The sequence below is a fragment of the Cupriavidus basilensis genome (assembly GCF_008801925.2).
Taxonomy (GTDB): Bacteria; Pseudomonadota; Gammaproteobacteria; order Burkholderiales; family Burkholderiaceae; genus Cupriavidus; species Cupriavidus basilensis.
In genome coordinates this window covers 3517998-3540635 of record NZ_CP062803.1, presented here as the reverse complement: position 1 = coordinate 3540635, position 22638 = coordinate 3517998, and the positions used below count along the sequence as shown (strand labels likewise).

The 22638-nt window shown below is 66.3% G+C and carries 21 protein-coding genes; 17 read left to right on the top strand and 4 right to left on the bottom strand.

Annotation, left to right across the window (positions count from 1 at the left end):
* The first annotated feature begins 19 nt into the window (after positions 1-19).
* From F7R26_RS16270 to cobA, 6 genes are all read left to right on the top strand, one after another.
* Positions 20-1699 carry a nitrite/sulfite reductase gene (locus tag F7R26_RS16270; protein ID WP_150983974.1) on the top strand — a complete coding sequence of 560 codons (1680 nt, stop codon included), beginning with the start codon at positions 20-22 and terminating at the stop codon, positions 1697-1699.
* A 17-nt stretch (positions 1700-1716) separates the two neighbouring features.
* On the top strand, positions 1717-2298 hold the full coding sequence (locus tag F7R26_RS16265) for a DUF934 domain-containing protein (RefSeq protein ID WP_150983975.1): 582 nt from the start codon (positions 1717-1719) through the stop codon (positions 2296-2298).
* Positions 2295-3083, top strand: a complete 789-nt coding sequence (locus tag F7R26_RS16260) for a phosphoadenylyl-sulfate reductase (protein WP_150983976.1) — start codon at positions 2295-2297, stop codon at positions 3081-3083. The genes F7R26_RS16265 and F7R26_RS16260 overlap by 4 nt, the downstream gene beginning before the upstream one ends.
* 11 nt (positions 3084-3094) lie before the next feature.
* Positions 3095-4057, top strand: a complete 963-nt coding sequence (gene cysD, locus F7R26_RS16255; RefSeq protein WP_150983977.1) for a sulfate adenylyltransferase subunit CysD — start codon at positions 3095-3097, stop codon at positions 4055-4057.
* A gap of 140 nt (positions 4058-4197) precedes the next feature.
* Positions 4198-5502: a sulfate adenylyltransferase subunit 1 gene (locus F7R26_RS16250; protein WP_150983978.1), complete on the top strand. Its 1305-nt coding sequence runs from the start codon at positions 4198-4200 to the stop codon at positions 5500-5502.
* Between the two features lie 47 nt (positions 5503-5549).
* Positions 5550-6320: a uroporphyrinogen-III C-methyltransferase gene (gene cobA, locus F7R26_RS16245; RefSeq protein ID WP_150983979.1), complete on the top strand. Its 771-nt coding sequence runs from the start codon at positions 5550-5552 to the stop codon at positions 6318-6320.
* A gap of 85 nt (positions 6321-6405) precedes the next feature.
* Here cobA and F7R26_RS16240 read toward each other — a convergent pair whose 3' ends face one another.
* The 3 genes from F7R26_RS16240 to lptF are packed head-to-tail and all read right to left on the bottom strand — an operon-like array spanning position 6406 to position 9089.
* Positions 6406-6804 carry a sirohydrochlorin chelatase gene (locus F7R26_RS16240; protein WP_150983980.1) on the bottom strand — a complete coding sequence of 133 codons (399 nt, stop codon included), beginning with the start codon at positions 6802-6804 and terminating at the stop codon, positions 6406-6408.
* A gap of 9 nt (positions 6805-6813) precedes the next feature.
* Positions 6814-7968 (bottom strand): LPS export ABC transporter permease LptG, encoded by a 1155-nt coding sequence (gene lptG / locus F7R26_RS16235; protein WP_150983981.1) that lies wholly within the window; start codon positions 7966-7968, stop codon positions 6814-6816.
* Positions 7965-9089, bottom strand: coding sequence for an LPS export ABC transporter permease LptF (lptF, locus tag F7R26_RS16230; protein ID WP_150983982.1), 1125 nt, complete (start codon positions 9087-9089; stop codon positions 7965-7967). Before lptF ends, lptG begins: the two co-directional genes overlap by 4 nt.
* Before the next feature lie 139 nt (positions 9090-9228).
* Here lptF and F7R26_RS16225 point away from each other — a divergent pair, with 139 nt between their 5' ends.
* The 3 genes from F7R26_RS16225 to F7R26_RS16215 all read left to right on the top strand — a co-directional run bounded on the left by F7R26_RS16225 (position 9229) and on the right by F7R26_RS16215 (position 11948).
* Entirely contained in the window at positions 9229-10791 is a 1563-nt protein-coding gene (locus tag F7R26_RS16225; protein WP_150983983.1) for a leucyl aminopeptidase, read from the top strand.
* 105 nt (positions 10792-10896) lie between these two features.
* Entirely contained in the window at positions 10897-11358 is a 462-nt protein-coding gene (locus tag F7R26_RS16220) for a DNA polymerase III subunit chi (protein ID WP_150983984.1), read from the top strand.
* A complete protein-coding gene (locus F7R26_RS16215) occupies positions 11355-11948 on the top strand; it encodes a hypothetical protein (protein ID WP_150983985.1) in 594 nt (197 codons plus the stop codon). Before F7R26_RS16220 ends, F7R26_RS16215 begins: the two co-directional genes overlap by 4 nt.
* 98 nt (positions 11949-12046) lie before the next feature.
* Here F7R26_RS16215 and ilvD read toward each other — a convergent pair whose 3' ends face one another.
* The gene (gene ilvD, locus F7R26_RS16210) at positions 12047-13720 is read right to left on the bottom strand and encodes a dihydroxy-acid dehydratase (RefSeq protein WP_150983986.1); all 1674 of its coding nucleotides are present in this window, start codon (positions 13718-13720) and stop codon (positions 12047-12049) included.
* Between the two features lie 167 nt (positions 13721-13887).
* On the opposite strand from ilvD, the gene F7R26_RS16205 reads away from it, so the two are divergent.
* From F7R26_RS16205 to F7R26_RS16170, 8 genes are all read left to right on the top strand, one after another.
* Complete coding sequence (locus tag F7R26_RS16205; protein ID WP_150983987.1) at positions 13888-14910, top strand: LysR family transcriptional regulator; 1023 nt, start codon at positions 13888-13890, stop codon at positions 14908-14910.
* Positions 14911-14982: 72 nt separating this feature from the next.
* Positions 14983-15795 (top strand): prolipoprotein diacylglyceryl transferase, encoded by an 813-nt coding sequence (gene lgt / locus F7R26_RS16200; RefSeq protein ID WP_150983988.1) that lies wholly within the window; start codon positions 14983-14985, stop codon positions 15793-15795.
* Positions 15796-15806: 11 nt separating this feature from the next.
* Positions 15807-16520 carry an HAD family hydrolase gene (locus tag F7R26_RS16195; RefSeq protein WP_150983989.1) on the top strand — a complete coding sequence of 238 codons (714 nt, stop codon included), beginning with the start codon at positions 15807-15809 and terminating at the stop codon, positions 16518-16520.
* 237 nt (positions 16521-16757) lie between these two features.
* A complete protein-coding gene (locus F7R26_RS16190) occupies positions 16758-17498 on the top strand; it encodes a GntR family transcriptional regulator (protein ID WP_150983990.1) in 741 nt (246 codons plus the stop codon).
* A 45-nt stretch (positions 17499-17543) separates the two neighbouring features.
* Positions 17544-18992: a malonyl-CoA decarboxylase domain-containing protein gene (locus tag F7R26_RS16185; protein WP_150983991.1), complete on the top strand. Its 1449-nt coding sequence runs from the start codon at positions 17544-17546 to the stop codon at positions 18990-18992.
* Between the two features lie 101 nt (positions 18993-19093).
* Positions 19094-20080 carry a Bug family tripartite tricarboxylate transporter substrate binding protein gene (locus F7R26_RS16180; protein WP_150983992.1) on the top strand — a complete coding sequence of 329 codons (987 nt, stop codon included), beginning with the start codon at positions 19094-19096 and terminating at the stop codon, positions 20078-20080.
* Between the two features lie 52 nt (positions 20081-20132).
* Entirely contained in the window at positions 20133-20915 is a 783-nt protein-coding gene (locus F7R26_RS16175; protein WP_150983993.1) for an enoyl-CoA hydratase/isomerase family protein, read from the top strand.
* Positions 20916-21037: 122 nt separating this feature from the next.
* Positions 21038-22591, top strand: coding sequence for a malonate--CoA ligase (locus tag F7R26_RS16170; protein ID WP_150984210.1), 1554 nt, complete (start codon positions 21038-21040; stop codon positions 22589-22591).
* The last annotated feature ends 47 nt before the right edge of the window (positions 22592-22638 follow it).

Sequence of the window (22638 nt, the reverse complement as noted above, 5' to 3'; positions counted from 1 at the left end):
TACTGAACGGACCCACACCATGTATCAGTACGACCAATACGACCAGCGCATCGTCAACGAACGCGTAGCCCAGTTCCGTGACCAGGTGCGCCGCCGCCTGTCCGGCGAGCTGACCGAGGAAGAGTTCCTGCCGCTGCGCCTGCAAAACGGCCTGTACATGCAGCGCCATGCCTACATGCTGCGCGTGGCGATTCCGTACGGCTTGCTGTCGAGCAAGCAGATGCGCATGCTGGGCCATATCGCGCGCGAGTATGACCGCGGCTATGGCCACTTCTCCACCCGCCAGAACATCCAGTACAACTGGATGGAGCTGGAGCGCGTGCCTGACGTGCTGGCCGAACTGGCCAGCGTCGAGATGCACGGCATCCAGACCTCCGGCAACTGCGTGCGCAACATCACCACCGATCACTTCGCTGGCATTGCGCCCGATGAGTCCGTGGACCCGCGCGTGCTGGCTGAGCTGCTGCGCCAGTGGAGCACGTTCCAGCCGGAGTTTGCGTTCCTGCCGCGCAAGTTCAAGATCGCCATCTCGGCTTCGGCCGATGACCGCGCCGTGGTGCAGATGCACGATATCGGCATCTACGCTTACCGCAACGCCGAGGGCGAAACGCGCCTGCGCATCCTGGCTGGCGGCGGCCTGGGCCGCACCCCGATCCTGGGTTCGGTGATCAAGGACGACCTGCCTTGGCAGCACCTGCTGTCGTACGTGGAATCGGCCATTCGCGTGTACAACCGCTATGGACGGCGCGACAACAAGTACAAGGCGCGCATCAAGATCCTGGTGAAGGCCATCGGCGCGGAGAAGTTCGCGCAGGAAGTCGAGGAAGAGTGGCAGTACAGCAAGGATGGTCCCGCCACCATCACGCAGGCCGAGTTCGACCGCGTGGCGCAGTATTTCGCGCCCCCGGCCTACGACAAGCTGCCGGACACCGACGCTTCGTATGAAAAGCACCTGTTGGAAGACAAGGCGTTCGCCCGCTGGGTGAGCCGCAGCGTGCATGCGCACAAGGTGCCGGGCTACGCGGCGATCACGCTGTCGACCAAGCCCGGCCCGGCATCGCCCCCGGGAGATGCCACCGATGCGCAGATCGACCTGGTGGCTGACCTGGCCGACCGCTACGGCTACGGCGAGCTGCGCGTGGCGCACGAGCAGAACCTGGTGCTGCCGGACGTGAAGAAGCGCGACCTGTACGCGCTGTGGCAAGAGGCCAAGAAGGGCGGCCTGGCTACCGCCAACATCGGCCTGCTGACCGACATCATCGCCTGCCCGGGCGGCGATTTCTGCTCGCTGGCCAATGCCAAGTCGATCCCGATCGCGCTGGCTATCCAGGAGCGTTTCGACAACCTGGACTACGTGCACGACCTGGGCGAGATCTCGCTCAATATCTCGGGTTGCATCAACGCTTGCGGCCACCACCACGTTGGCAACATCGGCGTGCTGGGCGTGGATAAGGACGGCGAAGAGTGGTACCAGGTCACGCTGGGCGGCGCGCAAGGCAACAAGAGCGCCATCGGCAAGGTGATTGGCCCGTCGTTCAAGGCTGAGGAAATGCCGGACGTGGTGTCGCACATCATCGACACCTATGTGGCCAACCGCCATGAAGACGAACGCTTCATCGACGTGCTGGGCCGTATCGGCATCGCCCCGTTCAAGGAACGCGTCTACGCCGACAAACAACGCGAACGCGCCGAAGCCTGAGCACCGGAGATAACGACATGGCAAAGATTATTCAACTGCAACGCAGCGAAGGCGCCAACCCGGTTCCGGTCATCGTCGATGACGCATGGACGGTGCTGCGCGGTGCCGAGGGCGCGGCCCTGACCGACGAACAGATCGTCGCCGCCGCGCAAGGCAAGGATGCTGTGCTGTTCCCGCTGACCGCATGGCTGGCGCACAAGGACGGCGTGCTGGCTGGCCGCGCTGCCGACATCACCGGCATCTGGCTGGCGCCGGAAGACGAGCCGGCCGATGCGCAGGCCGCGTTTGCCAGCGTGGCCGTGGTGGCGGTGGATTTCCCCGTGTTCCGCGATGGCCGTGGTTTTTCCACCGCCTATCTGCTGCGCACCCGCTACAACTGGACCGGCCAGCTGCGCGCCATCGGCGACGTGCTGCGCGACCAGCTGAACTTCATGAAGCGCTGCGGCTTTGACGCTTTCGCGGTGCGCGCGGACAAGAACATCGATGACGCCATCAAGGGCTTCACCGAGTTCACCGTGGCTTACCAGGCGTCGGTGGATGAGCCGCTGCCGCTGTTCCGCCGCAATCGCGCCGAAGCGCTGGGCAAGGAAACGGCATGAGCGAGATTGCAATCGTCGAGGCTGCGGTCTCGTCACTGCGCCCGCCGGCGCTGTGGACCGCGCCGGCGTACACCGGCAGCGTGGCGGATCTGGAGGCCAAGGAGCGCGAGCTGGGCCTGCGCCTGGCGCAGATCGCCGGCCGCTTTTTCCGCGCCCGCTTTGCGTCCAGCCTGGCGGCCGAAGACATGGTGGTGACCGATGCCATCCTGCGCGGCACCGAGGCCGTGCGCGCCGGCATCCGCGTGTTCACGCTGCAAACCGGGCGGCTGCATGCCGAAACGCTGGCGGTGCTCGATGAGGTCAAGGCGCATTACGGCTACGACATCGAGCGCTACACGCCGGACCCCGAGGCGGTGGAGAACTACCTGAAGAACCACGGCCTGAACGCGTTCTACGACAGCGTGGACCTGCGCAAGAGCTGCTGCGGCATCCGCAAGGTGGAGCCGCTGAACCGCGCGCTGTCCCACGCGGACGCCTGGCTGACCGGCCAGCGCCGCGAGCAGGCGGTGACGCGCTCGGAGCTGCCGTTCGAGGAAATGGACGAGGCACGCGGCATTCCCAAGTTCAACCCGCTCGCCGACTGGAGCGAGTCCGAGGTGTGGGCTTACCTGAAGCGCCACAACGTGCCGGTCAACGCGCTGCATGCCAAGGGTTACCCCAGCATCGGCTGCGAGCCTTGTACGCGTGCCGTGCGCGCTGGCGAGGATGTACGCGCCGGGCGATGGTGGTGGGAGAGCAAGGACTCGAAAGAGTGCGGGCTTCACGAACAGAACATCAAGCATTGAGGCCAGACGAAATGGGCATCATGAACGAACTGACCGGCGCGCCGGAAGTGGCGCACCTGCTGCAAGTGCAGAACGATCACCTCGACAAGCTCGAGGCGGAATCCATCTACATCATCCGCGAGGTGGTGGCGGAGTGCCGCAACCCGGCGCTGCTGTTCTCGGGCGGCAAGGACTCCATCGTCATGCTGCACCTGGCGCTCAAGGCCTTCCGCCTGGGAGACCGAAAGACCGAACTGCCGTTCCCGCTGGTGCATATCGACACCGGCCACAACTACCCGGAAGTGATCCGCTTCCGTGACCAGCGCGTGGCCGAGCTTGGCGCGCGCCTGGTGGTGGGCCATGTGGAAGATTCCATCAAGCGCGGCACCGTGCGCCTGCGCAAGGAAACCGACTCGCGCAATGCCGCGCAAGCCGTGACCCTGCTGGAAACCATCGAAGCCAACAAGTACGACGCGCTGATGGGCGGCGCCCGCCGCGACGAAGAAAAGGCGCGTGCCAAGGAACGCATCTTCTCCTTCCGCGACGAGTTCGGCCAATGGGACCCGAAGGCCCAGCGCCCGGAACTGTGGAGCCTGTACAACGCCCGCATGGCGGCCGGCGAGCAGATGCGCGTGTTCCCGATCTCCAACTGGACCGAGCTGGATGTGTGGCAGTACATCGCCCGCGAAGCGCTTGAGCTGCCCCCGATCTACTACGCGCACCAGCGCGAAGTGGTGAGAAAGAACGGCCTGCTGGTGCCGGTCACGCCGATCACGCCGAAGCAGGACGGCGATGTCAGCGAAGTGATCTCGGTGCGTTTCCGCACTGTGGGCGACATCAGCTGCACCTGCCCGGTGGCCAGCGTTGCGGCCTCGCCGATCGAGATCATCGCTGAGACGGCCGTGACGGAGATCACCGAGCGCGGTGCGACGCGGATGGACGACCAGACCAGCGAAGCGTCCATGGAACGCCGCAAGAAAGAAGGCTACTTCTAACCCGGACGCATAGGCGGGCACATCGCGTCGTTGCGAGAGTGCTCGTGTACCAATGTACACGTCGCCCTCACGCGCCTAGCGCTGCCTCCCGCCTATGCGCCGGAGCGAGCGCTGCGAGAGGGATGAAGAAAGGATTTGACATGAGCACTCAAGCAACACACCAAGGCCTGCTGCGTTTTATCACCGCCGGTTCGGTCGACGATGGCAAGAGCACCCTGATCGGCCGCCTGCTGTACGACAGCAAGGCTGTGCTGTCCGATCAGCTGACCGCGCTGACCAACGCCAAGAACAAGCGTACCGCCGGCGAGCAGATCGATTTCTCGCTGCTGACCGATGGCCTGGAAGCCGAGCGCGAGCAGGGCATCACCATCGACGTGGCTTACCGCTACTTCTCCACCGCGCGCCGCAAGTTCATCATCGCGGACACGCCGGGGCATGAGCAGTACACCCGCAACATGGTGACGGGCGCGTCCACCGCACACGCCGCCATCGTGCTGGTCGACGCCACCCGCGTGACCGTGACCGATGGCCGCGCCGAGCTGCTGGCGCAGACCAAGCGCCATTCGGCCATCCTGAAGCTGCTGGAACTGCAACACGTGATCGTGGCCATCAACAAGATGGACCTGGTCGAGTTCAGCGAGGAGCGCTTCAACCAGATCCGCGCGGCCTACACCGAACTGGCCAGCCAGCTGGGTTTGAAGGATGTGCGCTACGTGCCGGTGTCGGCGCTGCGTGGCGACAATATCGTCAACGCCAGCCAGGCCATGCCGTGGTACCAGGGCGAGCCGCTGCTGCCGCTGCTGGAGGCCCTGCCGGTGGAAGAGCCCGCGCCCGAAGGCGACGCCGCGCTGCGTTTCCCGGTGCAGCTGGTGATCCGCCAGGACGGCGCCCAGGCTGACGACTTCCGCGGCTATGCCGGCCGGGTCGAGGCAGGCACCGTGCGCGTGGGCCAGAAGCTGCGCGTGCTGCCGGCCAACCGCGATGCGCTGGTGGCGGAAGTGCTGACCCCCAACGGCGTGGCCGAATCGGCCAGCGTGGGCGAGACCGTGACGGTGCGCTTGTCGGAAGACGTGGATGTGTCACGCGGTGATATGTTCGTGGCTGCCGCCGCGGACAGCGTCTCAGCCAGGAAGCTGACCGCCGACCTGTGCTGGTTCGACGATGAATCCCTCAATCCGGCCCGCAAATATGTGCTCAAGCACACCACGGCCAGCGTGTTCGCGCGCGTGTCGTCGGTGGATCGCGTGCTGGACGTGCATACGCTGCTGCACGAGACCGACCGCCACGAAATCGGCCTGAACGATATCGGCTCGGTGCAGATCTCGCTGCAAAAGCCCATCGTCTGCGACAACTATGGCGACAACCCGGCGACCGGCGCGTTCGTGCTGATCGATGAAGCCACCAACCACACCGTGGCCGCTGGCATGATCCGTGCGTTCGCTTAAGGCGAGTGCATAGGCAAATCGATCCAGTGAGCGCGAAGGAGCATGGCATGGGCAAGGTCTATCTGATCGGCGCGGGTCCCGGCGCCGCGGACCTCATTACGGTGCGCGGTGCACGGCTTTTGGGCGAAGCCCAGGTGGTGCTGCACGATGCGCTGGTCTCGCCCGAGATGCTGGCATGGTGTCCGCAGGCGCAGCTGATCGAGGTGGGCAAGCGCTGCGGCCAGCGCTCCACCGCGCAGTTGTTCATCAACCGCCAGATCGTGGACCAGGCCAGCAAGTTCGAGCGCGTGGTGCGCTTGAAGGGCGGGGATCCGATGCTGTTCGGCCGCGCCGACGAGGAGCTGCAGGCGCTGGAAGAAGCCGGCATCGAGTACGAGATCGTGCCGGGCATCACCGCCGCGCTGGCGGCGGCTTCGGCGATCCGCAAGCCGCTCACCAAGCGCGGCGTGTCGCGCAGCGTGGCGTTTGCGACGCAATCCAAGGCGGCTGACACGGTCGACGTGGAGGCGGATGTCAAGGCCGACACGGTGGTGTATTACATGGGCCGCGACCAGGCGGCAGCCATCGCCGCGCAGCTGATCGCGCACGGCAAGCCCGCTTCCACGCCCGCCTGGGTGGTCGAGGCCGCTACCTCGGCGCACCAGCGCAGCCGCCAGTTCACGCTGCGGCAGATGGCGGCGGGCGAGGCGGCGGCCTGGATCAATCCGGTGCATCCCAGCCTGCTGATGATCGGCGAAGCGCTGGCCTCGCGGGCTAGCGAAGTGGTGCCGCAGGATGTGGATGGCGACATCGCATACGCGGATACTCGCGCGGCCTGAAGCACTGGCGCGCCAAATGAAAAAGCCGGGCAACGCTAAGTTGCCCGGCTTTTTCTTTGGGTGCTTCGATGGGGCTACGTGGGCGCTAGGCGTTGCCACCGCTGAGCGTCGCCACACAATAGGCCGCAATCGCGTCCAGCACGCTGTCATCCTCGCCGACCGCCGCCGCGCAGCGGATCGTCACACCCGGAAGCTTGCTCCGGCAATCATCCAGCAAGGCCGGCAGGTCCCGCCGCAGATGCCCGCCCTGGCCAAAGAACACCGGCACCACATTGATGTCGGTAACCCCCCCGGCGGCGAGCGCCGCCAGCGTATCCGGCAGCGAAGGCGTCATCAGTTCCAGGAAGGCCAGGCGTACCGCGCAATCTGGCAACGCGGCAGTCAGCCTGGCGTGCAGCCGGTCAAACGGCTCGCGCCAGCGCGCATCGCGCGCGCCATGGCCAAACAGCACCATGGCCTGGCGGGGAAGGGGCGTGGTATTCATCTTCGAGCCTTAATGCCGGTCCACCCAGCGCAACGCGCCAAGCGCCACCAGCAGGTACAGCGTGCCGGGGATCAGCGCCGAGACGATGGGCGGCCAGGTATGCAGCAGCCCCACGTGCGAGAACAGGGTGTTGGACAAGTGGAAGGACAGCCCCAGCATGATGCCGCCGAACACCTTCACGCCCACCGCGCCGGCCCGCGCGTGCAGGTAGGCAAAGGGCAGGGCCAGCGCCACCATCACGAACAGGGTCAGCGGGTAGATCACCTTCTTCCAGAAGGCGATCTCATAGCGCTGGGTGTCTTGCTTGTTGTCGCGCAGGTGGCGGATATAGCGGAACAGGTCCACCGTGGACATCCGCTCCGGCTCCACCAGCAGCACCGACAGGATCTGCGGCGTCAGCTCGGAGCGCATGGTCATGGTGGGCACGCTTTGCTGCTCGCCGCGGAAGGCTGGTGCCAGGGCGTCCGCCTTGCCGGGCTCGCCCCTGGGCAGTTCCAGGAAGTGGGTCTCGGTCACGCCGGTGAGCTGCCAGGACTGGCCGCCCTCGTAGCGGCCTTCCTTGGCCACGCGGATCACGCTCAGGCGGTATTGGTCGTCGAACTCGTAAATGGTGACGCCGGTGATGCTCTGGTCGGGCCGCAGGCCGGCCACGTTGACGAAGCGCGTGACTTCATGGCCCTTGGCGCTATCGCGGTCGCGGTCCTTGACCCACACGCCGGAGCGAAAGCCCGCCGACACCGTGGCACCCAGTGCTTCGAGCTTGACCTTCTGCGCGTACTGCTCGGCCTTGGGGCCGATGAACTCGCCGAAGATAAACGTGGCGATGGCCAGCGGAATCGCCAGCTTGAACAGCGAGAACAGCGCCTGGCGCGTGTTCAGCCCGGCCACCCGGAAAATGGTGTACTCGGACTGGCTGGCCAGTTGCGAGAACACATAGATGGCGCTGATCAGCACGGCGATCGGCAGCACCTCATAGATACGGGTGGGCGCCTGCAGGATGACGTGGAAGAACGCCACCAGCGAGGTGTAGCGGCCGGCCACGCTCTCCAGCTCGCTGAGCATGTCGAAGAACACGAACAGCGCCAGCACCGCAAACAGGATAAAGGCGAAGACCCCGTAGATCAGCCGCGCGAAATATCGTTCGTAGACGCGCAATACCTTCATGCCTGGTTCTCCCGGGCGCCGCCCTTGCGGGGCAGGCCGAAGACCGCGCGCCAGCCACCCAGGCTGCGGTTCTGGCGGTAGCGGAACAGCATCACCGCGCCCAGCAGGGCGATCAGGTGGAACGGCCACCAGGCCAACGCGAACGGGATGGAGCCGGAGCGCACCCAGGCCTGCGAGAGATTGATCACGTTACTGTAGGTCAGGTAGATCAGCACCGCGAAGACCAGGGGCGTGTAGCGGCCCAGGCGCGGGTTGACGTAGGCAAGCGGGATGGCGATCAGCACAAAATTGAAGGCCAGCAGCGGCAGCGACAGGCGCCACAGCAATTCGCCCAGGTTCTCGTTGGTGCGGTTGCGCAGCAGGTCGATGGTGTCGCGGCTCTTGGTCGGCAGGTTGGCGTCCGACTCAGGAGGTTTGTTGTCCACCTTGACCGCGTACTGGTCGAACTCGACGATGCGGTAGTCGATCTTGCCGGGCGTGCCGGCATAGCGGCGGCCGTTTTCCATCACCACCATGCGGTCGCCGTTGGGCATGGTCTGGAACTGGCCCTGGTGGGCCAGCGCCACGCCGATCTTGTCGGCCTCGGCGTTGGCCACGAAGACGTTGCGCGCGTGCTTCATGTCGGCGTCGATGCCTTCGATGAACAGCACGTAATTGCCCTTGGCCGGCTCGATGAAGCGGCCGGCGGCAATCATGGACAGCACGCCGCGCTGCTCGAAGCGGTCGCGGAACAGCGCGCTTTGCTGGTTGGCCCACGGCCAGGCGAACATGCCCAGCAGCAGCGACATGATGATGAAGGGCGCGGCAAACTGCAGCACCGGCTTGACCAGGTCGCGCAGCGAGATGCCGGCCGAGAACCACACCACCATCTCCGAATCCTTGTACCAGCGCGTGAGCACGATCAGGGTGGAGATGAACAGGGTGGCGGACAGCAGGATCGACAGGTAGCCGATGGTGGCCAGGCCGATCAGCATCAGGACGTCATTGGGGCTGGCCTGGCCATTGGCGGCCATGCCGAGAATACGGATCACGAGCGAGGTCAGCATGAAGGTCAGCATGACCAGAAACACCGCGCCGGCGGTGTATGCGAGCTCGCGACGCAAGGCTTGTTGAAAGATCATGCGGAGTCGGTTCCGGGCTGCCGGCCGGCGCGGGCGATGTCGGTGCCGGGGGGCTTGCTAGCAAGCATAGCGGACCGCCGGCAGCAAATCGCGGATAATAGGAGCTTTCGTGGTGGACAAGCCCCTGGAAGGAAGCGCGATGGAATTTAGCACAAAAGCCTTGGATTGGAGCAAAGCGGGCCAAAATGGTTTCCTGGCAACCAAGACCGATTGTCTGGTCGTGGGCCTGTTTGAAGGACAGAGCCTGGCCGGTGTGGCCAAGGCGCTCGACGTGGCAACCAAGGGTTTGGTCTCCCGGCTCGTCAAACTGGGCGATTTCGAAGGCAAGCGCGGTACCCAGCTGATGCTGCACGAAGTGGCCGGCGTGGGCGCTGCCCGCGTGCTGCTGGTGGGCTTCGGCAAGGAAGCCGAGTTCGGCGACAAGGCGTTCGCCGAGGCCGTGCGCACCGCGCTGCGTGCCTTGTCCGGCACGCGCGCGGCCAATGTGCTGTGGTGCCTGGCCCAGCAGCAGGCCCCGCAGCAAGCCGGCAACGCCCGCGACCTGGCCTGGCGCCTGATCACCACCGTCACCCTGATCCGCGAGGCGGGCTACCGCCTGCTGGAGCGCCATCCAGGCCTCAAGCGCGCCAACGCCGGTACCAAGGGCAACGGCAACGGTGCCGACAAGCCCACCGGCCTGCGCAAGGTGGTGCTTACCGTCGACGCGGCTGACGCCAAGGCGGCCGCCCAGGCCGTGGTCCGCGGCGCGGCCATCGCCAACGGCATGGAGCTGACCAAGGACCTGGGCAACCTGCCGTCCAACATCTGCACGCCGACCTACCTGGCCAATACCGCGCGCGGCATCGCCAAGCGCCACAAGCTCAAGGTGGAAGTGCTGGGCCGCAAGCAGCTCGAGGCGCTCAAGATGGGCGCCTTCCTGGCGGTCACCAAGGGCGCGGTGGAGCCGCCCCAGTTCATCGTGCTGCGCTACGACGGCGCCTCGGCCAAGCAGGCCCCGGTGGTGCTGGTGGGCAAGGGCATCACCTTCGATACCGGCGGCATCTCGCTCAAGCCTGGCGAGGGCATGGACGAGATGAAGTACGACATGTGCGGCGCTGCCTCGGTGTTGGGCACGCTGCAGGCCGTGGCCGAGATGGGCCTCAAGCTGAACGTGATCGCGGTGGTCCCCACCTGCGAGAACATGCCGTCCGGCAACGCCACCAAGCCCGGCGACGTGGTCACCAGCATGTCCGGCCAGACCATCGAGATCCTCAACACCGACGCCGAAGGCCGCTTGGTCCTGTGCGACGCGCTGACCTATGTGGAGCGCTTCAAGCCGGCCGCCGTGGTGGATGTGGCAACCCTGACCGGCGCCTGCATCATCGCGCTGGGCCACGTCAACAGCGGCCTGTACGCGCGCAACGATGGCCTAGCGGACCAATTGCTGCAAGCCGGCCGCAAGGCCATGGACACCGCCTGGCGCATGCCGCTGGACGATGACTACCAGGACCAGCTCAAGTCCAACTTCGCGGATATGGCCAATATCGGTGGCCGCCCGGCCGGCAGCGTGACCGCCGCCTGCTTCCTGGCGCGCTATACCGAGAAGTACGACTGGGCCCACCTGGACATCGCCGGCACGGCCTGGAAGAGCGGCGCCGCCAAGGGCGCCACCGGCCGCCCGGTGCCCCTGCTGGCGCAGTTCCTGATGGACCGCGCTGGCTGAAGCTGGATGGTTAAGCTGGATGCTTGACCGCAGGGACGGGCCGGCGCCGGCATCTGCGCGGGTCCGTCCCTGTTTAGCTTCATACTCACAGGATTGCTTTCAACCATGACGCGTATCGATTTCCACAGCAACGTGCCCGACAAGCTCGGCTACGCTTGCCGGCTGATCCGCAAGGCGTACGGCGCCGGCCAGAAACTGGTGGTGCATGGCGCGCCGGAGCAGCTGGCGCAGCTCGATGCGCGCTTGTGGACGTTCTCCGCGCTGGATTTCCTGCCGCATTGCGGCGTGGACAGCCCGAACGCCGAGGTGACGCCGATCGTGCTGGCGGCCGCGCTGGACCAGGCTCCGCACCATCAGTTGCTGATCAACCTTGGCGCCGAGCCGCCGGCGCAGTTCGCCAGCTTCGAGCGCATGATCGAGGTGGTGGGCAGCGACGCCGACGACCGTGCCGCCGGGCGCGAGCGCTTTCGCCTGTACCGCGAGCGCGGCTATCCGCTGGCGCACCACGATATCGCCCAGGCCGGCCAGGGTGCACAGGGCGCACAAGCCAAGGGGGATGCCGCATGACCGAACGCACCACCTCGCGCGTGATCCCGCGCATCGGGCCCAACGACAGCATTCCACTGCTGACGGAGGTGATCGACCTGCCCACCGACGGCGCCAGGCAAGCGGCGCCGGACGCGACGCCGACCGCGGCCACGCAAACGGTCGCGTGGTCGGATTCCGGCGCTGGCGGCCCAGGCCATGCCCAGCCCGTGCATGACATGACCTGGCCTGGCCCGGTCACCCATGTCGTCATGCCCCGTGAGACCGGCGACGGCATTCCCGCGCCCGAGATCCCGGCGCTGCACCAGCCGACCCCGTCGACCCAGGATGGCGCCTACTCGGTCTCGTACGCCACGCACCACGCCAGCCCGCCGCCCAGCCCGGACGAGCTGCGCGCCATGCGCAGCGAGCTGCTGACCCGCGTGATGATGCGGTTTCGCACCGAATGGCCGCAGGTGGTGGAGGCCCATACCGAAGCCACGCTGCAATCGCGCCTGGCCCCGCTGACCGCACAACTGGCGGCGGAACTGACACAGGCGATGGAGGCCCGGCTGGTGGAGTGGCTGGACGCCACGCTGGAAGAAATCGAGCGGGACCCGGGCGGCATGTGAAGGAGCCAACCACGCGGGGGTTTGCGTCTGCGCCACACCCATAAAAAAGCCCTCGATCGCTCGCGGGCTTTTGTCCTTCTGGGGATGAAGCCGCAGCCTCAGTCCGTCACAGCGCCCTTGCTGGCGGTCGAGGCCAGCTTGGCGAACTTGGCCAGCACGCCACGGGTGTAGCGCGGTGCCGGCTGCTTCCAGGCGGCGCGGCGCTTGGCCAGCTCTTCTTCGCTCACGTTGAGTTCCAGCAGCAGCTTGTGCGCGTCGATGGTGACCGAGTCGCCTTCCTGCACCAGTGCGATGTTGCCGCCCACGTGCGCTTCCGGCGCGACGTGGCCGACCACCATGCCCCAGGTGCCGCCCGAGAAGCGGCCGTCGGTGATGAAGCCGACCGATTCGCCCAGGCCCTTGCCGATGATGGCCGAGGTGGGGGCCAGCATTTCAGGCATGCCGGGGCCGCCCTTCGGGCCCAGGTAGCGCAGCACCAGGATGTCGCCGGCGTTGATCTTGTCGGCCAGGATGGCGTCCATGGCGCTTTGCTCGTCCTCGAACACGCGGGCCGGGCCGGTGATGACCGGGTTCTTCAGGCCGGTGATCTTGGCGACGGCGCCTTCCTGCGCCAGGTTGCCCTTCAGGATGGCCAGGTGGCCTTCCTTGTAGAGCGCCTTTTCGATCGGCATGATCACATCCTGGTCGGCGCGCGGGGTGTCCGGCACGTTTTCCAGTTCCTCGGCCAGGGTGCGGCCGGTGATGGTCAGGCAGTCGCCGTGCATCAGGCCTGCCTTGAGCAGGATCTTCATGACCTGGGGAATGCCGCCCGCGCGGTGCAGGTCGGTTGCCACGTACTGGCCCGACGGCTTCAGGTTGCAGATCACCGGCACCTTGCGGCGGATGCGCTCGAAGTCGTCGATGCTCCATTCCACTTCGGCCGAGTGGGCGATCGCCAGGTAGTGCAGCACGGCGTTGGTGGAGCCGCCGGTGGCCATGATCAGCGCAACGGCGTTCTCGATGGACTTGCGCGTGATGATGTCGCGCGGCTTGATGTCCTTCTTGATGGCCTCGACCAGCACGCGTGCCGATTCGGCGGCGCTGTCGACCTTTTCCTGGTCCGGGTTGGCCATGGTCGACGAGTACAGCAGCGACATGCCCAGCGCTTCGAACGAGGAGCTCATGGTGTTGGCGGTGTACATGCCACCGCACGAGCCCGACGACGGGCAGGCGTTCTTCTCGACGCCCTCGAAGTCTTCCTGGCTCATGCGGCCGGCGGTGAATTCGCCCACGGCCTCGAACGACGACACGATGGTCAGGTCCTTGCCCTTCCAGTTGCCCGGCTTGATGGTGCCGCCGTACACATAGATGCCCGGCACGTTGGTGCGCGCCAGCGCGATCATGCCGCCCGGCATGTTCTTGTCGCAACCGCCGATCACGACCACGCCGTCCATCCACTGGCCCTGGGCCGCGGTCTCGATACAGTCGGCGATGACTTCGCGGGAGATCAGCGAGTACTTCATGCCCTCGGTGCCCATCGACATACCGTCCGAGATGGTCGGGGTGCCGAAGATCTGCGGGTTGGCGTCGGAGGCCTTGATGGCCGCCACGGCGGCGTCAGCCAGGCGCTGCAGGCCGGAGTTGCACGGCGTGATGGTCGAGTGGCCGTTGGCGATGCCCACCATCGGCTTGTCGAAGTCTTCCTTCTTGTAGCCCAGCGCGTAGTACATCGAGCGGTTGGGGGAGCGCGCCACGCCTTGCGTGATGTGCTGCGAGCGTTTGTTGTATGCCATGGGAATCTCCGGGGGAAGTAGTGTGCCGGCCTGCGCGGGGCGCCTCAGGGTTCCGAGGACCGGGCAGGCTCCTGCCATGTTGTGGACGAGAGCATGCCGCTTGCCTTTTATCGTGTCAAATATATTATTCAACCTTTATTGAGTCGAAAAACATATCAGGAGCGCCTTTGGACCTGCGCCAGTTGCGTTACTTCGTTACCGTGGCGGAGGAGTTACATTTCGGCCGCGCCGCGCGGCGGCTCACCATGACGCAGCCGCCGCTGTCCCAGCAGATCCAGGCGCTGGAGGAGGAGATTGGCGTGCAGCTGTTTGCCCGCACGCGGCGCTCGGTGGCGCTCACCCCTGCCGGCCAGCAATGGCTGCCCGAGGTGCGCCGCGTGCTGGCCGATGCGGCCGCGCTGCCGGGCCTGGCCCAGCGGCTGGCGCGCGGGGAGGCCGGCACGCTGTCGCTGGCCTTTGTCAGCACGGCCGACTACGGCATCCTGCCCGACCTGCTGCGGCGCTTCCGGGCGCGGCACCCCAATGTGCAGCTGCAACTGCGCGAGGCCACCAGCGATATCCAGCTGGAGGCCCTGATGGACGGCGGCATCGACGCCGGGCTGGTGATCCGCCCGCAACTGCCGGCCATGCCGCATGGCGTGGCGTACCTGCCGCTGGTGCGCGAGCCGCTGGTGCTGGCCGTGCCGCAAGGCTGGCGCCCGGATGGCTCGGCGGCGCAGGAGGAGGGCGCGCAGTCTGGCGTTTCCCTGAGAGATGCGGCGCGCGAGCCGCTTATCATCTTTCCCCGGCGAAGCGCGCCGGCGTTTTATGACATCATTACGGGCTGTTATGCGCGCGAAGGCCTCACGCCGGTGATCGCCCAGGAGGCCATCCAGATGCAGACGATCGTCAGCCTGGTATCCGCCGGCATGGGGGTGGCACTGGTGCCGGCCTCGCTTTGCAACCTTCGCCGTACCGGTGTGTCCTACCTGCCGTTGCGCGACGCCGGGCCCGATATCGAGACCGGGCTGGTGTGGCGGGAGGCCGGCGCCGACAGCGTGAGCCCTGTGTTGAGATCGTTTATCGAGATCGCCGGCGCGCTGGCTGCTGCCATGACACTGACGCAAAACGCTGGCATAACACCGGGCACGGAGCCGGGCGCAGAGCTTGGCACTGCCGCTGCGGCAACGCACCTGACGGACGCACCCTGAACCCTGATATCGCGCCGCAGGCCAGTTTGCCCGTGCGCGATCTCTCTACCAACAACCCTAACCACGGCACACATGCTGATTCATCCCCAATTCGATCCGGTTGCGATTCATCTCGGCCCGCTCGCCATCCGCTGGTACGGGCTGATGTACCTTGCCGGGTTCATCATGTTCCTGTGGTTCGGGCGCCTGCGCATCCGCCAGCCGCATATCGCGGCCCAGGGCTGGACGGTCAAGGACCTGGACGACATGCTGTTCTTCGGCGTGCTGGGCGTGATCCTGGGCGGGCGGCTGGGCTACGTGTTTTTCTACAAGGCCGATTACTACCTGAGCCATCCGCTGGAGATCTTCAAGGTGTGGGAGGGCGGCATGGCCTTCCACGGCGGTTTTCTGGGCGTGATCGTGGCGATGTGGCTGTTCGCCAAGCTGCGCGGGCGCCACTGGATGGAGGTCACCGACTTCATCGCGCCGATGATCCCTTGCGGGCTGGCGGCCGGGCGCATCGGCAACTTCATCAACGGCGAGCTGTGGGGCCGTCCCACCGACCTGCCGTGGGGCATGATCTTCCCGCAGGCGGGTGACAACATTCCCCGCCATCCTTCGCAGCTTTATCAATTTGCCGGCGAAGGCGTGGCGCTGTTCATCATCCTGTGGCTGTTCGCCAGGAAGCCGCGTCCCATGGGCGCGGTCTCGGGCGTGTTCCTGATCGGCTACGGTGGCTTCCGTTTCCTCGCCGAGTTCGCGCGCGAGCCGGATAACTTCCTGGGCCTGCTGGCGCTGAACTTCTCCATGGGCCAGTGGCTGAGCCTGCCGATGATCCTGGCCGGCATTGCCTTGGTGGTCTGGGCGAACCGTCACGCACAGGCGGCGCAGGCCCCGGTCCGTTGAAGCCGGCGCGGATGAGCCCGCAGTTGACCCCGCAGTTGACCCCATTCACCGCTGCCATCTTCGATATGGATGGCCTGCTGATCGACTCCGAGCGCGCCATCATGCAGGCATGGATTGGCGCCGCGCGCGAGATCGGCATCACGCTGGCGGCCAGCGACTACGTGCAGGTCATCGGCAAGGCCAAGCCGGAGTCCGATGCCTTCCTGGTGTCCCTGCTTGGCGACGAGCATGCCTTCCGCCAGGTGCAGGCGATGGCGGGCGCGCAATTGCATGCGCCGGCCACCGGGCCCCGGTTTCCGCTGAAGCCCGGCGCCAGGGAATTGCTCTCGGCGCTGCGCGGCGCGGGCATTCCCTGCGCGGTGGCATCGTCATCCCGTGTGGAGGAGATCAAGGACCGGCTCGGGCGCGTGGGCGTGCTGGATTTCTTTTCTTCCATCTCGGGTGGTGATGATGTGCGCCGCGGCAAGCCGGACCCGGCGCTGTACCAGCTCGCCGCCGAGCGCCTCGGCGTGGCGCCGCGGGCCTGCCTGGCCTTCGAGGACAGCGAGAACGGCGCAACGGCCGCGAACCGCTCGGGGGCGCAGGTGGTGGTGGTGCCCGATATCAAGCCGCCTTCGCCGGTCGTGACCGGATTCAGTTTCCGGGTACTGGGCACGCTGCATGAGGCCATTGCGCACGTGCCGCATTGGTTCGGCGTCCACGCGGCAAGGGGTTTGGCGGGCTAGTCCGCACGCGGCGCCCCCGTGGCGCTGGCGACCCTGGTGAGACTGACCCTCCTGTTGATCGGCGCGCAAGCGTTGCGCGCGCGCTGGAAGGTGCCGCGCATGCGGCTGCGCAACATCGATTTGTCTTGTCATCTGGGCGCCGTTATTCATAATTATGAATTATTGGGCCTGGCAAGACACATTCCACCGTGCCGCAAGCCACCCCGATGCCATTGCATTCTTCCGTCCGGAGGCACCATGCGCATCATCCAGCAGGCCCTGTACCTCGAAGTCGCGGAGCGCCTGCGCGCCATGATCGACGAGCACGCGCTGATGCCCGGCGCCTGGATCGACGAGGCCGCGGTGGCCGAGTCGATGGGGATTTCGCGCACGCCGATGCGCGAGGCGCTCAAGGTGCTGGCCGCCGAAGGCCTGGTGCGGCTGGAGCCGCGCCGCGGCTGCTTCGTCAACGCCTTGTCCGAGCAGGACCTCGACGAGATCTTCCCGCTGATGGCGCTGCTGGAAGGCCGCTGCGCCTATGAGGCGGCACGCAACGCCACCGCCGAGGACCTCGACGCGCTCGAAAGCCTGCATGCCGACCTGACCCAGTATGCGCAGGCCGGCAATATCGACGCCTACTACGAAACCAACTACCAGATCCACGAAGCCATCCAGCGGCTCGCCGGCAACCGCTGGCTGTCCGGCCTGATCAGCGACCTGCGCAAGGTGCTGCGGCTGTCGCGCCACAAGAGCCTGAAGCTGCCGGGCCGCATCCGCGAATCCTGTGCCGAGCATCTGTCGGTGTTCTCCGCGCTCAAGGCCCATGACCCGGAGGGCGCCGAAACCCTGATGAAGACGCACTTGCTGCGCCAGCGCGGCGCGCTCCGGGCATTGGACGCCGCCGAGGTTGACGTGGTTGACGATCGCGGTGGCGATCCCGTGCCCGAAGCGCAGCCCGGCCGCCTGCACCTGGCCGGCAAATCATCCGTTGATCGATAGCAGCTTGCAGACAGCCCTTACCGACAGCCAATAGCAGGTACGCCCATGGATTCCCTCAGCAATAGCGACCAGAAAGTCAGCGCGCCCCTGAGCGGCTTTGAGCCGTCGGCGCCAACCCTGTTGTCCCGCTTTGGCCGGTGGTGGGGCCGCAAGGGCGAGGGCAACGCCAAGCCGGACGCGGTGGCTGATGCCAAGGCACAAGCCAAGGCCGTGGCGCTGCCGGCGCGCGTGCTGCGCCGGCAGCGCGAGCAACTGCGCCAGTGCTTCGATGCGCGCCTGACCGACAGCGCGGCCAATGCCGCCGCGCAAACCTGGCGGGCCGAGTACGAAGCCGCGGGCGATGACGCACGCCAGGCCATGCTCGGCGTGCTGGCCGAAGTCGCCGCCAGCGGCAGCGCGCAAGTGGATGATGAGGCCAAGGACGGCAATGCGGACAAATCCGCGTCCGGCCCGCCGCAGGCGACATCCAACGCGCGCATCCGTTTCTTCAAGCGGCTGGCGGCCTTGCACGGGCAGGAGGGTGCAAGCGTCTGCGGCCTGCATTTCCTGATCGGCCTGCGCGCCGACATGCTGCGCTGGCACAAGCGCGTGCCGGGCCTGCGCCCGCTTGACGACGATCTGGAGGCGCTGTTCTCCAACTGGTTCGACGTGGGCCTGCTGGAGCTGCAGCCCATCACGTGGGACTCGCCCGCATCGCTGCTGGAAAAGCTGATCCGCTACGAGGCGGTGCACGAGATCGCGTCCTGGGCGGACCTGCGCAACCGGCTCGATTCCGATCGCCGCTGCTATGCGTTCTTCCACCCGCGCATGCCGCGCGAGCCGCTGATCTTTGTCGAGGTGGCCTTCGTGCCCGAGATGGCCGCCAACGTCCACGCGCTGCTGGACGAAGCCGCGCCGCTGGAGGACCTGCGCCGCGTGAAGTGGGCGATCTTCTATTCCATCTCCAATACGCAGGCAGGCCTGCGCGGCGTGAGTTTTGGCAACTTCCTGCTCAAGCGCGTGATCGAGGAATTGCAGCGCGAGTTTCCCAAGCTCAAGCAGTTCGCCACGCTCTCGCCCATTCCCGGGTTTGCCGACTGGCTGCGCAAGCGCGATGGCGAAGCGGTGGCCAAGGTGCTGGGCGACAAGCGCCTGGCGCGCTGGCGCGAGCGCCACGGCACGCCACCCGACGACGGCGCCGGCTGGCTGGCCGCGCTGCCTGCCGATGCCGAGGATGCGATGGTGCGCGACATCGCGCTGGCGCTGGCCGCGCATTACCTGGTGCGCGAGCGCCAGCAGGCGCTGCCAGCCGATCCGGTGGCGCGCTTTCACCTGGGCAATGGCGCCTGCGTGGAGCGCCTGAATTGGGCCGCCGACCTGTCGCGCAAGGGCCGCGCGCAGTCGTGCGGGATGATGGTGAATTATCTTTACGTGCCTGAGGCGCTAGATGACAATCTGGTGCGCCTTGGCAACGGATCCCCGCGCATGAGCCGCGCGGTGAGCAAGCTGTTGTAACCCTGGTCAGGTAACAGATAAGGCCGCGGGCCGCGTTCATGGGCCATTCCAGCAGTTCTTCGTTTTGACTTTCCACAGCAGAAGAGAGAGGAGACAGAGTCATGAATCGTCGTCAGTTTCAACTGGCAGGGCTGGCTTGCGCGCTGGGCGCGGGTTTGGGCGCGGTAGCGCCCGTGGCGCAGGCTGACACCTGGCCGTCCAAGCCCATCACCGTGATCGTGCCGTTCCCGGCCGGCGGCGGCACCGATGCCTTCGCCCGCCCGCTGACCGCGCAGCTTTCCAAGCAGCTTGGCAAGCAGTTCGTGATCGATAACCGCGGTGGCGCCGGCGGCACCGTGGGCGCGAGCATCGCGGCCAAGGGCGCGCCGGACGGCTATACCGTTTTCATCGGCGGTGCGCACCACGCCATCGCGCCGTCGTTCTACAAGAAGCTCGACTACGACATCGAGAAGGATTTCATCCCCATCACGGTGATCGCGCAGCCGCCGCAGGTGATCGTGGTGAACCCGACCAAGGTCACCGCCAACACGCTGGGCGAGCTGATCGCCTATGCCAAGAGTAACCCCGGCAAGCTGAACTACGCCTCTGCAGGCAACGGCTCGTCCCACCATCTGGCAGGCGAGTTGTTCAAGCTGCAGACCAAGACCTTCATCACGCATATTCCCTACAAGGGGGCCGGCCCTGCGCTGTCCGACCTGATCGCGGGCCAGGTGGACATGGATTTCGACGGTCTCGGTTCCTCGGCCCAGCACATCCGCGCGGGGCGCATCAAGGCGCTGGCGGTGGCATCGACCAAGCGCTCGGCCGCGTTCCCGAATGTGCCCACCGCCGCCGAGGCCGGGGTGCCTAACTACGAAGTCTCCACCTGGTACGCGATGTGGGTGCCCAAGGGCACGCCCAAGGACATCGTCGACCGGCTTTACACCGAAGTGGAGAAGGCACTGAACACACCCGAGATGAAGCAGATCTGGCTTGCCAACGGCTCCGATACGCCCGCCTTTACGCAAGAGCAGTTCGCGCAGTTCCAGCGCGCCGAGATCAAGCGCTGGGCTGCAGTGGTGCAACAGTCCGGCGCCAAGATCGACTGATGGAGGATAGCCGCATGGTTTCCGATGTTTCCCGTGCGCGTGGAGCGCAGGCATGAGCGGCACGGTAGCGTTCGCGCGTGAGGGCGACGTGGCCACGGTCACGCTGTCCCACGCTGGCAAGCTCAATGCCATCTCCGTGGCGATGTGGCGCGCGCTGGCGCAGGGCTTTGCGGACCTGTCCGCCGATCCCTCGCTGCGCTGCGTGGTGGTGCGCGGCGCCGATGGCAACTTTGCCGCGGGCGCCGACATTGCCGAGTTCCCCGAGGAGCGTGGTGACGCCGCCGCGCTGCGCCGTTACCACGAGGCGGTGATTGCGCCTGCGCTGGCCGCCATCGCGGGTTGCCTGCATCCCACGCTTGCCATGATCGAAGGGGTTTGCGTGGGCGGCGGGCTGGAGATCGCTTGCCATTGCGACCTGCGCATCGCCGCCGACGACAGCCGCTTCGGCGTGCCGATCAACCGCCTCGGCTTTCCCATGGCGCCTGGTGAGCTGACCGGGCTGCTGGCCCTGGCGGGCCGCGCCGTGACGCTGGAGATCCTGCTGGAGGGCAGGGTGTTCGACGCCGCCGAGGCGCGCGAGAAAGGGCTGTTGACGCGCGTGGTGCCGGCAGCGGCACTCGGCGAGGAAGTCGCCGCGGCCGTCAAGCGCATCGTGGCCGGTGCGCCGCTGGCCGCCCGCATCAACAAGCAGAGCATCCGCCGCCTGGCGCAGGTGCCCGCGCCGCTTACCGCGGCGGAGCTCGACGCGCATTTCCGCTATGGCGACAGCGCCGACCATGCCGAAGGCGTGGCGGCATTCCTGGCACGCCGGCCGCCGCGCTTTAGCGGTCAATAGCAGGGGCAATATCACGGGCAAAAGCACGGGCAATCGCATTAGGTATCATTGCCGGCTATCGATCGGATCGCCCATGCGGATTGCCCATGCTCTTGCCGATTCCGTTTTTCATCTTCCGCAATATGAACGCCAACCTGTTCGCCCTATTCGAATCCCGCTTCCCGGCGGACCGCAGTGCTTGCTGCATTGAAACCCACGACGGCCTCTACTACAGCTGGGACGACCTGGACCGCGCCACCGCCAAGATGGCCAACCTGCTGGCCGCGCTCAAGCTGCCCGAGGGCGCGCGCGTGGCGGTGCAGGTGGAAAAATCGCCCGAGGCGCTGTTCCTGTATCTCGCCACGTTGCGTGCGGGCTACATCTACCTGCCGCTCAATACCGCCTACCAGGAAGCCGAGATCGACTACTTCGTCGGCAACGCGGAGCCAGCGGTGGTGGTGTGCAGCAGCGCCAACTTCGGCTGGGTGTCCAAGGTAGCGTTCCGCCACGGCACCAAGCACGTCTTCACGCTGGACGACGACCGCTCGGGCTCGCTGTTGTCCCGCGCCGCCGTGCAACCGGACCGCTTCGCTACGGTAGCGCGCGGCGCCGACGAACTCGCCGCCATTCTCTACACCTCGGGCACCACGGGCCGCAGCAAGGGCGCCATGCTCACGCACGGCAACCTGGCCTCCAACGCCAAGACGCTGCACGCGTACTGGGGCTGGCGCAGCGATGACGTGCTGCTGCACATGCTGCCGATCTTCCACGTGCATGGCTTGTTCGTCGCGTCGCACGGCGCGCTCTTGGCCGGTGCCAAGATGATCTGGGCGCCCAAGCTCGACATGGCGCAGATCCTGAAATTCCTGCCGCGTTGCACCGTGATGATGGGCGTGCCCACGTATTACGTGCGCATGGTGCAGGAGCCGCGCTTTGACGACGACACCTGTCGCCGCATGCGCCTGTTCGTGTCCGGCTCCGCGCCGCTGCTGATGGAAACCTTCGATGCCTTCCGCGAGCGCACGGGCCACACCATCCTGGAGCGCTACGGCATGAGCGAGACCGTGATGCTGGTCTCCAACCCGTACGACGCGCAAGACGGCGAGCGTATCGGCGGCACCGTCGGCAAGGCGCTGCCGGGGGTGTCGGTGCGCGTGGTGGACGGCGACGGCAAGCCTTGCGCGGCCGGCGAGATCGGCAATGTGGAAGTGCGTGGCCCGAATGTGTTCAAGGGCTACTGGCGCATGCCGGAGAAGACGCAGGAAGAGTTCACCGCCGACGGCTGGTTCAAGACCGGCGACGTGGGCCGCTTTGGCGGTGCCATCGTCAGCCAGGCTGGCGAGCGCAAGGTGCCTGACGACTACCTGACCATCGTCGGCCGCAGCAAGGACCTGATCATCTCCGGTGGCTACAACGTCTACCCCAAGGAGATCGAGAGCTTTATCGACGAGATGCCGGGCGTGGCGGAAAGCGCCGTGATCGGCGTGCCGCATGCCGATTTTGGTGAGGCGGTGGTGGCGGTGGTGGTTGGCAAGCCCGGTGCCTCGCTGGATGCGCTGAGCCTGATCGGCGGGCTCAAGGGGCGTATCGCCAATTTCAAGGTACCTAAGCGCGTGCACGTGGTGGAAGAGTTGCCGCGCAACACCATGGGCAAGGTGCAGAAGAACGTGCTGCGCCAGCAGTTCGGGGAGCTGTAAGCGCGGCCGCTTCTTGATGGCTCCTGCATCATGGACAAGGCCCCTGC

Coding starts and splice junctions, on each gene's coding strand:
- lptG (WP_150983981.1), bottom strand. CDS start 7,968: ATGAAGGTATTGCGCGTCTACGAACGATATTTCGCGCGGCTGATCTAC.
- F7R26_RS16185 (WP_150983991.1), top strand. CDS start 17,544: ATGGATTCCCTCAGCAATAGCGACCAGAAAGTCAGCGCGCCCCTGAGC.
- F7R26_RS16220 (WP_150983984.1), top strand. CDS start 10,897: ATGACGCGTATCGATTTCCACAGCAACGTGCCCGACAAGCTCGGCTAC.
- F7R26_RS16240 (WP_150983980.1), bottom strand. CDS start 6,804: ATGAATACCACGCCCCTTCCCCGCCAGGCCATGGTGCTGTTTGGCCAT.
- F7R26_RS16260 (WP_150983976.1), top strand. CDS start 2,295: ATGAGCGAGATTGCAATCGTCGAGGCTGCGGTCTCGTCACTGCGCCCG.
- F7R26_RS16225 (WP_150983983.1), top strand. CDS start 9,229: ATGGAATTTAGCACAAAAGCCTTGGATTGGAGCAAAGCGGGCCAAAAT.
- F7R26_RS16175 (WP_150983993.1), top strand. CDS start 20,133: ATGAGCGGCACGGTAGCGTTCGCGCGTGAGGGCGACGTGGCCACGGTC.
- F7R26_RS16170 (WP_150984210.1), top strand. CDS start 21,038: ATGAACGCCAACCTGTTCGCCCTATTCGAATCCCGCTTCCCGGCGGAC.
- F7R26_RS16215 (WP_150983985.1), top strand. CDS start 11,355: ATGACCGAACGCACCACCTCGCGCGTGATCCCGCGCATCGGGCCCAAC.
- F7R26_RS16250 (WP_150983978.1), top strand. CDS start 4,198: ATGAGCACTCAAGCAACACACCAAGGCCTGCTGCGTTTTATCACCGCC.
- lgt (WP_150983988.1), top strand. CDS start 14,983: ATGCTGATTCATCCCCAATTCGATCCGGTTGCGATTCATCTCGGCCCG.
- F7R26_RS16265 (WP_150983975.1), top strand. CDS start 1,717: ATGGCAAAGATTATTCAACTGCAACGCAGCGAAGGCGCCAACCCGGTT.
- ilvD (WP_150983986.1), bottom strand. CDS start 13,720: ATGGCATACAACAAACGCTCGCAGCACATCACGCAAGGCGTGGCGCGC.
- F7R26_RS16270 (WP_150983974.1), top strand. CDS start 20: ATGTATCAGTACGACCAATACGACCAGCGCATCGTCAACGAACGCGTA.
- F7R26_RS16180 (WP_150983992.1), top strand. CDS start 19,094: ATGAATCGTCGTCAGTTTCAACTGGCAGGGCTGGCTTGCGCGCTGGGC.
- cobA (WP_150983979.1), top strand. CDS start 5,550: ATGGGCAAGGTCTATCTGATCGGCGCGGGTCCCGGCGCCGCGGACCTC.
- F7R26_RS16195 (WP_150983989.1), top strand. CDS start 15,807: ATGAGCCCGCAGTTGACCCCGCAGTTGACCCCATTCACCGCTGCCATC.
- F7R26_RS16190 (WP_150983990.1), top strand. CDS start 16,758: ATGCGCATCATCCAGCAGGCCCTGTACCTCGAAGTCGCGGAGCGCCTG.
- cysD (WP_150983977.1), top strand. CDS start 3,095: ATGGGCATCATGAACGAACTGACCGGCGCGCCGGAAGTGGCGCACCTG.
- lptF (WP_150983982.1), bottom strand. CDS start 9,089: ATGATCTTTCAACAAGCCTTGCGTCGCGAGCTCGCATACACCGCCGGC.